The sequence below is a fragment of the Serratia sp. YWN4 genome, assembly GCF_055790845.1.
Genome location: NZ_CM147696.1, coordinates 3,020,473 through 3,034,679 on the forward strand (window position 1 = coordinate 3,020,473; position 14,207 = coordinate 3,034,679).

General features: G+C 56.9%; 14 protein-coding genes and 1 tRNA gene. 5 read left to right on the forward strand and 10 right to left on the reverse strand.

What is annotated here, in order from left to right:
• Positions 1-17 precede the first annotated feature (17 nt).
• Genes ACX9GT_RS14365 through ACX9GT_RS14380 form a run of 4 tightly spaced genes read left to right on the forward strand, consistent with a single transcriptional unit; the run spans position 18 to position 3,317 of the window.
• Positions 18-764: an SDR family NAD(P)-dependent oxidoreductase gene (locus tag ACX9GT_RS14365; RefSeq protein ID WP_473187417.1), complete on the forward strand. Its 747-nt coding sequence runs from the start codon at positions 18-20 to the stop codon at positions 762-764.
• A 14-nt stretch (positions 765-778) separates the two neighbouring features.
• The gene (locus tag ACX9GT_RS14370; RefSeq protein ID WP_459402457.1) at positions 779-1,090 is read left to right on the forward strand and encodes a hypothetical protein; all 312 of its coding nucleotides are present in this window, start codon (positions 779-781) and stop codon (positions 1,088-1,090) included.
• On the forward strand, positions 1,087-2,127 hold the full coding sequence (locus ACX9GT_RS14375; protein ID WP_473187418.1) for a CobW family GTP-binding protein: 1,041 nt from the start codon (positions 1,087-1,089) through the stop codon (positions 2,125-2,127). The genes ACX9GT_RS14370 and ACX9GT_RS14375 overlap by 4 nt, the downstream gene beginning before the upstream one ends.
• Positions 2,124-3,317, forward strand: coding sequence for an ABC transporter substrate-binding protein (locus ACX9GT_RS14380; protein ID WP_473187419.1), 1,194 nt, complete (start codon positions 2,124-2,126; stop codon positions 3,315-3,317). Before ACX9GT_RS14375 ends, ACX9GT_RS14380 begins: the two co-directional genes overlap by 4 nt.
• Positions 3,318-3,323: 6 nt before the next feature.
• Here the strand turns inward: ACX9GT_RS14380 and ACX9GT_RS14385 are convergent, their stop codons facing one another.
• The 7 genes from ACX9GT_RS14385 to nrfA are packed head-to-tail and all read right to left on the reverse strand — an operon-like array spanning position 3,324 to position 9,635.
• A complete protein-coding gene (locus tag ACX9GT_RS14385) occupies positions 3,324-3,890 on the reverse strand; it encodes a TPR domain-containing protein (protein WP_473187420.1) in 567 nt (188 codons plus the stop codon).
• The gene (nrfF, locus tag ACX9GT_RS14390; RefSeq protein ID WP_473187421.1) at positions 3,887-4,273 is read right to left on the reverse strand and encodes a heme lyase NrfEFG subunit NrfF; all 387 of its coding nucleotides are present in this window, start codon (positions 4,271-4,273) and stop codon (positions 3,887-3,889) included. Before nrfF ends, ACX9GT_RS14385 begins: the two co-directional genes overlap by 4 nt.
• Positions 4,261-5,946 carry a heme lyase NrfEFG subunit NrfE gene (gene nrfE / locus ACX9GT_RS14395; protein WP_473187422.1) on the reverse strand — a complete coding sequence of 562 codons (1,686 nt, stop codon included), beginning with the start codon at positions 5,944-5,946 and terminating at the stop codon, positions 4,261-4,263. The genes nrfF and nrfE overlap by 13 nt, the downstream gene beginning before the upstream one ends.
• Before the next feature lie 31 nt (positions 5,947-5,977).
• Positions 5,978-6,925 (reverse strand): cytochrome c nitrite reductase subunit NrfD, encoded by a 948-nt coding sequence (nrfD, locus tag ACX9GT_RS14400; protein ID WP_473187423.1) that lies wholly within the window; start codon positions 6,923-6,925, stop codon positions 5,978-5,980.
• On the reverse strand, positions 6,922-7,593 hold the full coding sequence (nrfC, locus tag ACX9GT_RS14405; RefSeq protein ID WP_473187424.1) for a cytochrome c nitrite reductase Fe-S protein: 672 nt from the start codon (positions 7,591-7,593) through the stop codon (positions 6,922-6,924). The genes nrfD and nrfC overlap by 4 nt, the downstream gene beginning before the upstream one ends.
• Positions 7,590-8,159 carry a cytochrome c nitrite reductase pentaheme subunit gene (nrfB, locus tag ACX9GT_RS14410; protein ID WP_473187425.1) on the reverse strand — a complete coding sequence of 190 codons (570 nt, stop codon included), beginning with the start codon at positions 8,157-8,159 and terminating at the stop codon, positions 7,590-7,592. The genes nrfC and nrfB overlap by 4 nt, the downstream gene beginning before the upstream one ends.
• Positions 8,160-8,201: 42 nt before the next feature.
• Positions 8,202-9,635, reverse strand: coding sequence for an ammonia-forming nitrite reductase cytochrome c552 subunit (gene nrfA, locus ACX9GT_RS14415; protein ID WP_473187426.1), 1,434 nt, complete (start codon positions 9,633-9,635; stop codon positions 8,202-8,204).
• A gap of 445 nt (positions 9,636-10,080) precedes the next feature.
• Here nrfA and ACX9GT_RS14420 point away from each other — a divergent pair.
• Positions 10,081-10,170, forward strand: a tRNA-Ser gene (locus tag ACX9GT_RS14420).
• Positions 10,171-10,418: 248 nt separating this feature from the next.
• Here the strand turns inward: ACX9GT_RS14420 and ACX9GT_RS14425 are convergent.
• The 3 genes from ACX9GT_RS14425 to ssuD are packed head-to-tail and all read right to left on the reverse strand — an operon-like array spanning position 10,419 to position 14,068.
• A complete protein-coding gene (locus ACX9GT_RS14425) occupies positions 10,419-11,798 on the reverse strand; it encodes an FAD/NAD(P)-binding protein (protein WP_473187427.1) in 1,380 nt (459 codons plus the stop codon).
• Positions 11,791-12,885: a dimethylsulfone monooxygenase SfnG gene (gene sfnG, locus ACX9GT_RS14430; protein ID WP_473187428.1), complete on the reverse strand. Its 1,095-nt coding sequence runs from the start codon at positions 12,883-12,885 to the stop codon at positions 11,791-11,793. Before sfnG ends, ACX9GT_RS14425 begins: the two co-directional genes overlap by 8 nt.
• Before the next feature lie 10 nt (positions 12,886-12,895).
• Positions 12,896-14,068 (reverse strand): FMNH2-dependent alkanesulfonate monooxygenase, encoded by a 1,173-nt coding sequence (gene ssuD, locus ACX9GT_RS14435; protein WP_473187429.1) that lies wholly within the window; start codon positions 14,066-14,068, stop codon positions 12,896-12,898.
• Positions 14,069-14,207 lie beyond the last annotated feature (139 nt).

Here is a 14,207-nt window from a genome sequence, read left to right on the forward strand (position 1 = left end):
TGACTAGGGAGCGAAACATGTTACTGCAACATCGTCGAACGCTGATCACCGGCGCGGCTAGCGGCATTGGTGCCGCCATTGCCCGCCTGTTTGCTGCCGAGGGCAGCGCCTTGGTACTCAGCGACCATAATGCATCCGGGCTGGAAGCCATGGTCAGCCACTGCCGCTCGCTGGGCGCAACCTGCTATGGGGTAGTCGCTGACGTCGGCGATCCTGCCGGTGCCCAGCGCGGTGTGGATGAATGTCTGCATCTGCTGGGTGGCATCGATATTCTGGTGAATAATGCCGGTATGCTGACACAGGCGCGCTGTACCGAACTGACGTTAGAGATGTGGGACGAGATGATGGCGGTGGATCTGCGCAGCGTCTTTATCGCAGCCCAACGCGCCCTGCCTTACATGCTGCAACAACGCTGGGGGCGCATCATTAATATTGCTTCGCAACTGGGGATCAAAGGCGGTGCCGAGCTTTGCCACTATGCGGCGGCCAAAGCGGGCGTGATCGGCTTTACCAAGTCACTGGCGCTGGAAGTCGCCAGCCACAACGTGCTGGTGAACGCTATTGCCCCTGGGCCGATAGAAACGCCGCTGGTGGCCGGGATCAGCTGCGCCTGGAAGGCCGCCAAAGCCGCCGAATTGCCACTCGGCCGTTTTGGCAATGCCGACGAGATCGCCCCCACGGCATTGCTGCTGGCCAGCGATCCGGGCGGCAATCTGTACGTGGGCCAGACGCTGGGGCCGAACTCCGGCGATGTCATGCCCTGACTTGAGGAGCACGAATGATGTGCGGACTTTGTGGATTATTGAATGATGCACCGCAGTGGAGCGATCCGCTACAGCAACAGTCCCTGCCAGTGCGCCAACTTCGGCTGCAACAGTTGGCGGTGTTGAACCGAGCCTTGGCACCCTTCAGGTTAAAACTGAGTGATGTGCACGGCAGCGCATGGCTGTTGGCGAGCCCCACCGGTCAGCAACAGGTGATCACTCGCCTGGAGCAACTGTGGGTTGAGGCAGAACGCTTGCTGAAGCATCCGATCGATCCTCTGGACCCGGCCTATCTCGCCGCCCTGAAACTTGCGGAGGCACCATGACTCAGGAAACTAAACTGCCGGTACACGTTCTGAGCGGCTTTCTCGGCAGCGGCAAAACCACGCTGCTGAAGCGTTTACTGGCCGGGCCGGATTTGCACGATGTGGCGCTGCTGGTTAATGAGTTCGGCGAAGTGGGTATCGATCACCTGCTGCTGAACGAGGTGGCGCCCGATATTGTCCTGCTGCCGGGGGGCTGTCTGTGCTGCGCCATTCGCGGCGAGCTGAAGCAGGCCCTGCTGGATTTGTATGAGCGCCGCCAACGCGGCCAGCTTCCGCCGTTCAGCAAGGTCATTCTGGAAACCACCGGGCTGGCAGATCCGGCCCCTATTCTCGCCACCTTGCTGCACGATCGACAGCTTCAGCACCACTTTTCTCAGGGGATGCTGGTCACGCTGGTCGATAGCGAACACGGCTGGCAGCAGGCAGAACAGCAGCCGGAATGGTTAGCGCAGGTCACCGCAGCTGACTGGCTGCTGCTGAGTAAAACCGATCGCATTCCGCCGGAGGAATTGCCCGCGCTGCGGGACTATCTGCAACGGTTGAATCCGCTGGCGCAGATTGCCTGTAGCCGTGAGCTGGCCGATGGCGATCTCAGCCTGTTTGCTACCCCATTCAATCCGCAGGCTCCGCAACGCTTCCGGCGTTGGCTGGGGGAAATAGCGCTGCCGATGAAGGCACCCACCACCCGCGCGGAACATCCGGCCACCACCACCTGCGTTATCACGTTTGATCAGCAGATTAACTGGTCAGCTTTCGCCGTCTGGCTCTCCATGCTGCTGCATTGCCATGGCCAGTCTATACTGCGCATCAAAGGGCTGTTAAACGTAGCCGAAAGCGCCACCCCGGTGGTGATCCACGGGGTGCAGCACAGCCTGCATCCCCCAATTCATCTTTCGGCTTGGCCAGAAGTGCGGCGACAATCGCAATTAGTGTTTATCATGCGTGGCATTTCCGCTTCATGCCTGCAAAATGCCTTTAGCCATTTTCTGCAACCTTACACGACAGAAACCACCGCTGCCGGAGCAAGAACGTCATGAAATCAAGCGCTACCGCTGTAACCCCGATCACCCTGCGAGTCTTGGGCACCTCGGTCACTCTGCTGGAGCTTCTGCGCCAGCGTGCAGAGCAAGACCTTGGGTTGCGTATCGAATACCAGATCTGCGATGTGCAGGATGCACAGCGTATTGCCGTGATGCACCCTGAGCGTTACGATCTTTACGATCAGTGGTTTCACAACGTGGATTTCGTCTGGCCAGCACAGGCGATTCAACCGTTGGATATCAAACGGCTGAGCTATTGGGATGAGATCAACGATCTGCCCAAGTTTGGCACGCTATTTCCCGGCGGGCGGTTGGGCGACGGCAGCGTGCCGGTAGAACGCCTGTATGTTCAGCACGATCACAGCCTGAGCAGTCACCCCACCGACCACATCAGTATGTTGCCGTTGACGCATAACGCCGACAGTTTTGCCTACCATACCGCCCGTTTGCCCCAGGTTTTGCACGATCAGGAAGAGAGCTGGGGCTGGCTGTTGCACCCCGGCTTTAGCGGGCAAGTGGCACTGCAAAACGATGCGGCCATGGGGGGATTGGATGCGGCACTGGCGGCGCAAGGGGCCGGGCTGATGCGCTTTGCCAACGTCGGCAATCTGAATCTGGAAGAGATTGATAATCTGACCAACGAGCTTTCTGCTTTGCAACGCCAAGGGCATTTTGCCGCGTTCTGGGCCAGCCAGGATGAAGCCTATCGATTGATCGACGATCCACTCATCAGCATTCAGAGCCTGTGGGCACCCACCTATTTCCGCCATCATTACCAACAGAAGGGCTATAAATTGGCTACCCCGCGCGAGGGTTACCGAGCCTGGTATGGCGGGCTGTCTTTATCTCGCTGCGCCAGCGGTAGAACGCTGGATGCCGCCTATGCCTACCTCAGCTGGTGGCAATCCGGCTGGCCGGGCGCCATGATGGCGAAACAGGGCTACTACATTTCCAACCCGCAGCGCAGCCGCCCTTACCTGTCGCCAGCCGAATGGGACTACTGGTACGCCGGTAAAGCCGCCAGCGAAGATCTGCCGGATGCCTATGGCAACCCGCTGATCCCACAAGGTGAAACCCGCGATGGTGGCAGCTATGAGCAGCGGATGAGCCATATCGCGGTTTGGAACTCCGTGATGGACGAGCATAATTATCTGGTGCGCCGCTGGCACGATTTTCTGCGGGCCTGAGGCGGTTTATGGTTGCTGCACCAGCAGGTTAGCCATATTAATCGCCTCGATAAGCTGCTGGCGATTCACGCGTGGCGAATTGCTGTCTAACAGGCGCTGCCACAGACCGATCGCCCGCGGGTAATCTGCCTGCATAAAGGCATCTGCTGCCAGCAGCATCAAGGCTGAGACTTCGTCTTTATCCATCTGCAAGGCTTGTTCTATATAGCCTGCCGCCTGCGGCGTAAGATGCTGCCCGGCCTGATAATAGAGCACCGTTGCCAGTGCGGAATACAGCTCTGCATTACTGCCACGCAGCGCCAGCGCCTGCTGATAGGCTTGTAGCGCTGAGTCAAAATTATCGGTGTAGAGATAATATTCGCCCAATTCTGCCCACAGCACGCTGTCCTGCGGATTCTGACGAAGTTTTTGCTGTAGCCGCATCAGCCTGTTATCGGCCTGCTGTGCCAGGGTTAAATTCTGCACCTGCTGCTGGGCCAGTAGGCTTGCCGGGCGGCCACTAGACAGATACAGGCCAGCCGCGATCGCCAATGTCAGGCCGATCAACAGCAGATGAAAACGGCGCGGCGTCATGGCTTGCTCCTGCCGCGCCACAGCACGATACCGATCAGCACCAACAGCAGCGGCGGCAGCCCCCAAAGCACCACCGTTGAAGCCTCTAACGCGGGTTGATAGCGCACAAAATTGCCGTAACGCGCGGTCATGAAATTCATGATTTCGCTTTCCGTTTTGCCCTGCTCCGTCATGGCAAACACCTCGTGGCGCATGGCCACTGCCGCTGGCGCATTGGACTCCAACAGGTTCTGATTCTGGCACTGCGGGCAGCGTATTTTAGCCGCCACAGACAGGGCGTGCTCCTGCACTGCGGGCGAGGAAAATGCCCAGGTATCCACCACCTGCGCCCGCAGCGGCCATGCCAGCGCACACCACAGCAGCACAAGGGCTAATCTGCGCATGGTTTTCTCCTTTGCCAACCGGCGGCCAGCACGCCGATCATCATCAGTGCGCCGCCCCACCAGATCCAACGGATACCGGTCTGCACATAAAACCGCATGGCGTAGCGATTTTCGCCGCTCTTTTCGCCCATTACCACGTACCAGTCATGCAGCAGATTCCAGTCGATACCCGGTTCAAACATCTGCTGCCGACGCGCGCTGTAAAAGCGCCGCTCCGGCCTAAGCTGCGTCACCACCTTCCCTTGCCGTGAAACGTCAATCACCGCCTGCTCGCTGGTGAAATTGCCCTGCGCCTGGAGTTCGATCGAGCGGAACGAGAACTCGTAACCGGCCAGCGTCACGCTTTCCCCAACGGCCACATTCAGGCTGACCTCATGCCGTTGCAACGATGAACACAGAATGCCCAAGGCGACCAGCAGCACGCCGGAATGCGCAATCCACGGCGCAAGCTGGCGGCGAAAGCCACCAACACCCATCAGGATTAATGCTACTAGCCCAAAAGGCAGCAGAACCAAGTTGAAGTAAGGCGCACCTACCGAGATTTGCCCCCAACCCATCAGCCGATACAGCATCGGGTAGAGCGTGCCGATCAGCACGATCAATGCTGCCGAACTGAACAGCAGCAAGGTCGCCAGCAGCACTGGTTGAGCGCGCGGTGCAGGTTGCTCCTCACGGTTGGCACGCAGAGCGTAGATCAGAAACGAGGCACCGCTCAGGAAAGCAAACAGCACGAATAGCGGTAATGCCCGCTGTTCATCCAGCGCGAAGGCATGTACCGAGAGCAGCACGCCGGAGCGCACAATCAAGGTTCCCAACAGGCTGAGCACAAACGTTCCGAGCGCCAGCAGCAGCGACCAGTGCCGCAACCCGCCGGTGCTCTGGCTAGCGGCCAGGCTGTGCAGCAATGCCGTCGCGGTCAACCAGGGCAGCAAAGAGGCATTTTCGACCGGATCCCAGAACCACCAGCCGCCCCAGCCCAATTCACTGTAGGCCCACCAGGAACCCAGGATGATCCCGGCGGTGAGAAAGCACCACGCCGGAGCAGCCCAACGCTGGCACTGCCCGGCAATCTGGGCGCTAAACGCCCCTTTGAGCAAAGCCGCCAGCATCAAGGCACTACAGACGGCAAACCCGGCATAGCCGAGATACAGCAAAGGTGGGTGCAGGATCAGCCCGATATGTTGCAGCATCGGGTTCAGATCACGCCCTTCAACCGCCGGAGGGAAAACGCGAACAAAGGGATCGGAGAAAAGCAGAATGAAGACCAGAAAGCAGCCGACGATCAGCGCCAGAATACCCAGCGTGATGGAAGCCGTTACCTCTTCTGGTTTACTGCGCCAGGCGAAAACGGCAGCCCAGCCGGTCAGGCACAGCAGCCAAAGCAACAATGAACCTTCATGGCCACCCCACAGCGCTCCGGCTTTAAGCAACCCTGATAATTGCCGGTGCCCGTGCTGGGCAACATACAGCACAGAAAAATCATCGCGTAAAAACAACAACAGCAGGATAGCGAATGCCAGCGCGACCAGCGCAAATATCGCCAAACTCCAGCCACGGACCGGCAATAGCGCTAACCGGCTACGTGCAAACAGCGTCACGCCAGACATCAGCAATGACGCCGTACACGCCAGCAACAGTGCGCCAAACCCCAATTCGGGTAACCACAACAGCACGCTTACCGCCTTATTTCGCTGCTAATGTCATTCAAGCTACCGTCATTTGCCCGGCATACAGAATGAAATAACGCAGCAGCAGCACACCGCACAGGCTGCTGCCGCTGATCAGCAGGATATGAACATGCGCCTTGCCCCAGCCCAACGCCTTCAACAACAGCGGCAGGAACAGCCCGACACCGACCACGCCCAGCCAGAACCACCAGGCCCAGAAGCCACCGCCCAGCGCCGCCGACAGCGCGCGTAACTTGCCGTCATCCCCCAGCCACAGGCCGATGAAGAAGGCGGCCAGCAGGAAAATCTCCAGCCAGACCACCGGCGTTTCTACCCGGTGCAGAAAATGCATTTCTTTGCTGTGCAGATCGCCTTTGGGGCCGAACACAAAGGCTAACAGCGCCACCGCGATCCCGGATGACACCCCCGAGAACAAAAACAGCGCCGGTAACAGCGGGTTATTGAGCATCGGGTAGGATTTCAACGCGGACAGCAGGAACCCGGTATAGGCTCCCAACAGCACCGCCAACAGCATCATCAGCGTTTCAATCGGGCGCAGCAGCGGCAGGATCCGCGCCAGCAGCGTGGGGATCAGCGTCAGCTTCGGTAGCCAGCGCTGCTGTAGCACAGCGACTTCGTCACGGAAAATCAACGCCAGCCAGACCACCAGCACCAACGTATACACCTGAAACAGCATCACCCCCATCGACATCACCGAGGTGAAACTGTAATGAAACATCAGCTTCCAGAAGGTCCATGGGCGCGTCAGGTGGAAAATCAGGATCACCAGCCCCAGCACGATCGAACTGGGCGCAATAAACAGCGTGGTGCGCATGATGCGGCTGTGGGAAGTGCCTTCTGCCGGATGATAGCGGCGCAGCAGAATGCTCAGGGTTACCAGGCCAGCAGAAATCCCAATCAGAAACAGATAAATCGCGATCGGCCAGTCCCAGACTAGAGAGTCAAAATGAAACGCAGAGGTCATTGACTTATCTCCCCATATTTAAAAGGCACGCGATACACTTTGGGCCGGGTACCCAGCGCAATTTTGTAGCGGTAAGTCGTGGTCTGCTTCAGCAGGCGCGAGATATCACTGCCAGGATCGTCGAGATTGCCAAAGGTCAGCGCCTGGGTCGGGCAGGACAGCACACAGGCGGGCTGTTTGCCCTGGCGCAGATTGGTTTTGCGGCAAAAGTCGCATTTATCTGCCGTTTTGCCGATCGGGTGAATAAATCGCACCCGATACGGGCACGCGGCAATGCAATATTGGCAACCGACGCAAAGATCGGGATTTACGTCAACAATCCCGCTGGCGGCATCGCGGAATGAAGCGCCGGTCGGGCAGACATCCACACAGGGCGCATCATCGCAATGCTGGCAGGAGTGGCGGAAAAACCGGTACTTCACGTCGGGGAAACTGCCGATCGGCTCGCTGCGGATGATGGTCAGGCGCGAAACGCCCTCTGGCACCTGATTGACTTCCCGGCAGGCATCCATGCAGGCGGTGCAACCGATACAGCGCGATTCGTCATGCACCATGCCATAGCGCACGCCATTCACGTTCATGGTGCGCGCCAGCACCTGTTCAACGGCAGTAGACGCCACGGCCAGAACGCCTATACCGGTAATAAAACGCCGTCGTGAACAGCTCATGGCTGCTCCTTACCCAGCCGTACGGCTGCTGGATTAAACGCCGGATCATGCTGTTGCTGACGATGGCAATCCACGCAGATCTGTATCCGCCCTTTATCACTCAGCTCCTGCATTTTATCCTGCTGAGGATGAAGCTGATGGCAACTGGCGCAGGTCACTTTGGCCAAATGAACATCGTGCGGCCAGAAGGCTTTTTGCAACGCCTCCGGCAGGTGGCAAGACATACAGACGCTATTTTGCGCTTCTACGCCATACATCGGCTCATTAAAGCGCATCACATCTTTCACCCCTTCACGGTGCAACGGTGAAGGGTTACCGTGGCAGTTGGTACAGGTCACCGGCAACTGATTATTCGGGTTGATTGCACCTTCATGTTTACCATGCATCGCACTTTGCTGCGGCTTATGGCAGCGCAAGCAGGCATCATCGGGGTTACGCTGCAACGCCACGTCAGCGGTTTTCTGTTGCACCGCGGGGCTGTCAGGCTGAGCTGATACCGGTAACACTGTCAGCCAAAGGCTGCAAGCCAGCACCCCGGTAGTTAATAACGAACGCAGTACGCTCATATTCACTCCATGTCTTTACGCCCCGCGCATGGGGCGGAGGGGTTATTGGCTTAGCCGCCCGGCTTTGCGCGCATGCTCATCCCACTGCGGTACCACCGTCTTGAGGAATTCCTGCTTTTCCGCATTGAGCTGTGGCATATCCATGCCCAAGGCTAACTGCGCCTTTTGCTTGGTGGAGATATCCGGCAACGGAATTTCATGGCTGATGCCCTTGGTCGCCAGCAAACGAGCCAGCTTGGTGCGGGCCTGAGCGGCCTGATCGAGCGCGGTGCCCAGCACCCGCAGCGCCACGTCCGGAGCATGCATATGGATGCCGTGCGAGGCGATGGCATAATCCCAGCGCCATTGCGCATGGCGGATATCCGTCAGGATCGGTTTCATCTCCGCTTCTGTGGCACCGGCATCCCACGCGGCTTTCGCCTCGAAGTGCGCATGCACCAGTTGGTCTTCGACCTTCAGCTTGATCTCGGTAATATCCTGTTTGCGCTTGGTCACGATCCCTTGCAGGCTGGCTTTATCCTGGGTATGGCAGGTGGCACAGGTTTTTTCGAAGTTATCGAACGGGTTGCCAATCTTATGATCGGTATAGATTTTGCCTTGGGCGTTTTGCACTTTCGGCATGTGGCAATCGATACAGGTCACATTGTTCTGGCCGTGAATGCCTGCGCGCCAGGTTTCATATTCTGGATGCTGGGCTTTGATCATCGGCGCTTTGGACAGTGGATTGGTCCAGTCGGAGAAAGCGATATTGTCGTAATAAACTTCCATATCATCGACGGTGGTCCCTTTATCCCAAGGGAATTTCACCGCTTTATCTTTGCCATCAAAATAGTATTCAACGTGGCACTGCCCGCACACCATGGCTTGCTGATCGAGCCGCCCTGCCTTATCAAAGGGTTTACCGATCGCCTCCATCGCCCTGGCCGCATAAGGACGGGAAAGCCTCAACGCCGGTTTACCCTCGGCGAACTCCGCTGAAGCGGTGTTATGACAATCCGCACAGCCGAGATTGTTGACAATTTCCGGGCCGCCGCGCGCCCATTTGCCATGGAAGTAGCCCTCTTCCCCCTGTTCGGTGATCATTCTGGCGACGTCTGGGCTTTTGCAGCTCCAGCAGGCCATCGGCAATGGCCCATCTTCAGCCGTTTTTGGCGCACCGGTGCGCAGCGTTTCACGCACATCCGTCAGCGCATAGGAGTGGCCGCGCGGTTTTTTGTAGTCTTTAGCAAAAGGATATCCGGCCCACAAAATCACCAGGCGCGGGTCTTCCGCCAGCGCATCAGTCTGTTCAGACTGCTCTGATGTTGCTTTCCATGATTGGTATTGATCGGGGTGAGGCGTAGCGAACTTTTCGTTTTTGGCTTCGATCTTCTGTGGTGCTGCGGTATTGGTTGCGTCGGCTTGTAGCGAGAACGAAACAAGACCAGCACAGATCCCTGCCAGAAAAATAGCCAATATATTGCTTACCTTAGTCATAAGCATCCCATCCATTTAGCCTGCTTGATAGCAGCGGCTTATTAGTTATTTGATCCACGAAGGACATATCATCGACATTGCGTGCTCGCTATGGATAACATAGACCACACAAAAATTGTTGTCTTTAATCAAGTTAAGAGGGGCTAATTCAAGACTTCGATTGATTTTTGCGAAGTGGCGCAAAACGGCTGAACGTGCTTGGAAATCAAATACCTAATAAGAGTTAGTTGGTGAGTGGTAATCGGCTGAGAGGTTTTTTTTACGTTGCGTTCTGAGGATTGGCTCGTGACGATTCGGGTTCTGGCCAACGGCTATTTCCGCCTGACTTTGCAGCAATGCGAACACCGCTTAACCACCCATGCTAAAACCGAGAAAATATTCTTGACCGGATCACCGTCACTCCCTATAGTAGCGCCCCGTTGCACTGAGTAACGCGCAACGAAACGGTGAGGTGTCTGAGTGGCTGAAGGAGCACGCCTGGAAAGTGTGTATACGCGTAAGTGTATCGAGGGTTCGAACCCCTCTCTCACCGCCAAATTTGAAGAGAAAGCCTGAGCGAAAGTTCAGGCTTTTTTGCTTTTATATTCCCCAGAAAGAGAGGGGTGAGAACCCTCGACAGGGTTCGACAAAATGGCCTGCCATTTTGGACGGCCGCAGGCCGCCCGCAGGGTGAGCGCAGCGAATCAAGCCCGACCTCACCGCCAAATTTGAAGAGAAAGCCTGAGCGAAAGTTCAGGCTTTTTTGCTTCTATATTCCCCTAAAGAGAGGGGTATTTACTGTAGTCAGATATGGCGCAGGGTATTCAGCGTTTCCCGGGCCACAGCCAGAGCGTGATCGGCAACCTGCGGCAGCCCCATTAGCTCACCAAAATATCCCCGGGCGGCTGGCCCTACCACCAACAGGCGCGGATTTGCCCTTCCAGTGCGATCGATCGCCTGTGAACGCCCGTTCACCAGTAAACCCAACCCCAGAGGATCAGGCTGGATAGCTCCGAGCAAACTCAGGTTCTGAAACAACGCCTGGCTGGAGGTCAAGGTGCTGTGGGCCGGGCCGGTGGTCACGATCAGATGTTCCACCTGGCGCAGTAACCGTTCCCCTCCCCGCAGCCCCAAAGTCAGAGTGAGCCGGTTGCCATCGGCTGTGGCAGCCAACAGGCGGGCGGCGCGGAGTTCCAATTGCCCTTTCTGCCGACGATGCTCTAACATTTCTGCCACCTGAGGAGCAATCCGGTAACGATGTACATCCCACCAACTGCGCAGATGGCGCAGAAAACGCCGCTGTTGGGCTAAAGGCAGATTTTGCCAGATGTTCTGACCATGGCCGCGTACCTCATCCATGACTTTCTGCCAAGGGATCCCTTGCTGAGCCGCCTGGCGAATATCACACCGGATCTGGCGTAACCACTGACGGATACCGGTAATATCATGGCGTTGGTAGTCTCCTGACCAATCCGGGTAATTTCCGGATAAATTGGGGCGCGGCAACAAACCGCGGCGGGAAAAAGCCAGTACCGGGCCACCATGGCCCCGATCGTCGAGTGAGGCCACCACATCCGCCATGGTCAGGCCGCTGCCGATAATCGCCACACTGGCAGCGGGCGCGATGTCATCAAAACGCGAGACCTGCCACGGATTAGCGATGATGCCTGGATGATCCGCCAGCGGTTGCAACAATCCAGGTAACGCAGGCGGCGGATGGCTCACCGCCAGCACCACAACATCCGCCTTCAAACGCTCTCCGCTTGCGGTGAGAACGTCTCCCTGCGCTAGCGCCACCGCCCGATCCTGCAAGTGGCGCAATGTGATACCGCCTTGCAACGCTGCTTGGGAAAAGTGCCAAGCCACATAGCGGCCAAACAGTTCCCGGCGCGGATAGAGCGCCCCATCCGCACTGCGGGCGGCCGGATCCTGCTGATACGCCTCCTGTTCCCGATACCAACGCTCAAATTCACCCTGCTCCGCCCCGCTCAACTGCATCCGTGAGGCGGGAACATTAATTCGGTGGGAGGGTTCGCTAGTGGAGTAAGCCACTCCCTGCCCGGGTATCGGCCGGGGTTCCACCAGCGTGATCCTCAACGGCCCGGTGGCCATACGCGCCAGATGGATGGCCAGGGCGGTACCGCTGAAACCGCCACCGATTACCACCACATGCGCATCATTCATGAGTCAACTCCGTCGTTGATTGTTGTTCAAGTTCCCGCACCAAGGGGATGATTTCACGGCCAAAGAACTCCACTTCCTCTTGGAAATGCAAGAACCCAAGTAAGAGTAGATCCACCCCGGCTTTTTTGTACTCAATAATACGCTGGGCAATCTGCTGCGGCGTACCGATCAACCCTGGTTTAAACCCATCGTTATACTGCACCAGGTCGTCAAATGTCGACTTCGCCCAGTTACCTTCTTTTTCTGGAGAAGCGCTCCCGGCATTCTGGACTTCATGGTGGAAACCTTTAACAGCATCAATATCCGCGTGATCGAGAATAGCCTGGAGTTCCGCCTGAGCCTCTTGCACCGTGGGGCGCGCAATAACAAAGGCGTTCATCCCAATTTTCACCTGATGTTGATGCTCCTTGGCTTTCTGGTGAATATCGTCCACCTGCCTGCGTATCTCTTCGACGCTGTTTCCGTTGGTAAAATACCAGTCGGATAACCGGGCCGCCATATCCCTTGCGGCTCTGGAACTGCCCCCCTGGAAAATTTCTGGACGCGGAGCCAGAGGTTTTGGCTTCATGCTGTAATCGCGGAAGCGGTAAAAATCCCCGGCAAAACTGAAAGAGGGCTCCTGCCAGATCCCTTTGAGGCACTGAATAAACTCGGCCGAGCGCAGATACCTTTCTTCGTGATCCAGCCAAGGTTCACCTATCGCCTTAAACTCGCCCCTAAACCAACCGCTGACGATATTTACCGCAATGCGGGAGCCGGAAAGATGGCTGATGGTAGCAATCTGTTTCGCCGCCAGCACCGGATTCCATGGGCCCGGCAACAGCGCGGCAATCACCTTTAACCGTTCGGTAGCGGCTAACAGATCCTGAGAAAAACTGACCGATTCATGTTGATTATCGGCACCGTAACCGGCGGTAAAGCGGATTTGCGTCAAAGCATAATCAAACCCAGCCTGCTCGGCGATCTGTGCCAGCTTCCGGTTATAAGGGGCATCCCACTGGGTGCGCTGGGGGATGCGACTCACAACAAGACCACCGGAGACATTAGGGACCCAGTAAGCAAACTGCAACGGACGTTGTTCAGACATATCTTTCTCCTCAGCTCGCGCTGACCTGGTTAAATGGGCGGCGGTCACCGCCGATAGTTTCTCCGAACGGGCCGGTATTCACGGTTTTTTCTCGCTGCGGGTTCTTCCCGGCGAGCGGCAGAAGCGGCATCACCAGCTCCGCAAAGCGATGAGCCTCTTCCAGATGGGGATAACCAGAAAAAATAAAGCTGCTAATTCCCAGTGCCTGATATTCGCGGATCCGCTCCGCCACCTGCTGCGGATCCCCAACCAGGGCAGTGCCAGCGCCACCACGCACCAAACCCACGCCCGCCCACAAATTAGGCGCAATGCGCAGCTTTTCACGCGAGCCATGGTGTAATGCACTCATCCGCGCCTGCCCGCTGGAATCCATGCGGGAGAAGATCTGCTGCGCCTGGGCAATCGTTTCATCATCCAGGTGGGCAATAAGGCGCTCGGCCGCTGCCCAGGCCTCTTCTTCGGTTTCCCTGACGATCACGTGCAGACGAATACCAAACTGTAGCGTTCGACCACGAGCGGCGGCGCGCTCGCGGACCACCGCTAACTTCTCTGCCACCTGTTCCAGCGGCTCCCCCCAGGTCAAATAGGTTTCCACCTGATCGGCAGCCACATCAATGGCGTCTTCAGAAGATCCGCCAAACCACAGCGGTGGCCCATTCGGCTGTACCGGTGGAAACAACACTTCCGCCCCTTCGACATGAATATGTTTGCCCTGGTAATCCACTTTTTCCCCTTTTAATAGCCGGGAGTAGACATCGAGGAATTCTCTGGTGACCTCATAGCGTTCTTTATGACTGAGGAAGATCCCCTCTCCTTTGTTTTCTACCGGATCACCACCGGTGACCACGTTGATCAGCAAGCGCCCTTCCGATAAGCGATCCAGAGTCGCGGCCATACGTGCCGCCAGCGTGGGGGGTTGTAATCCGGGGCGAACCGCCACCAGGTAGCGCAGACGACGGGTAATGGGTGCCAGCGCAGAAGCCACCAGCCAAGAGTCTTCGCAACTTTTCCCGGTAGGAATTAACACCCCGTAATAACCCAGATTGTCCGCAGCCAGTGCCACTTGCTGCAAGTAAGCGAGATCGACAGGCCGCCCACCGTGGGCAGTGCCAAGGTAACGTCCGTCACCGTGGGTGGGTAAAAACCAGAGTACGTTGATTTTTTCGTTAGTGCGTTCAGTCATTATGCAACCCTCATATAACCATATCTAATATTTAGATAATTAGTTTTCCATTTTGGTTATATGATTGTTAGCGAATTGTGTGCCAATTCCGCAGGCTTATAATTACTGTTATTTATCAAAATATTAGAAAAACACCATT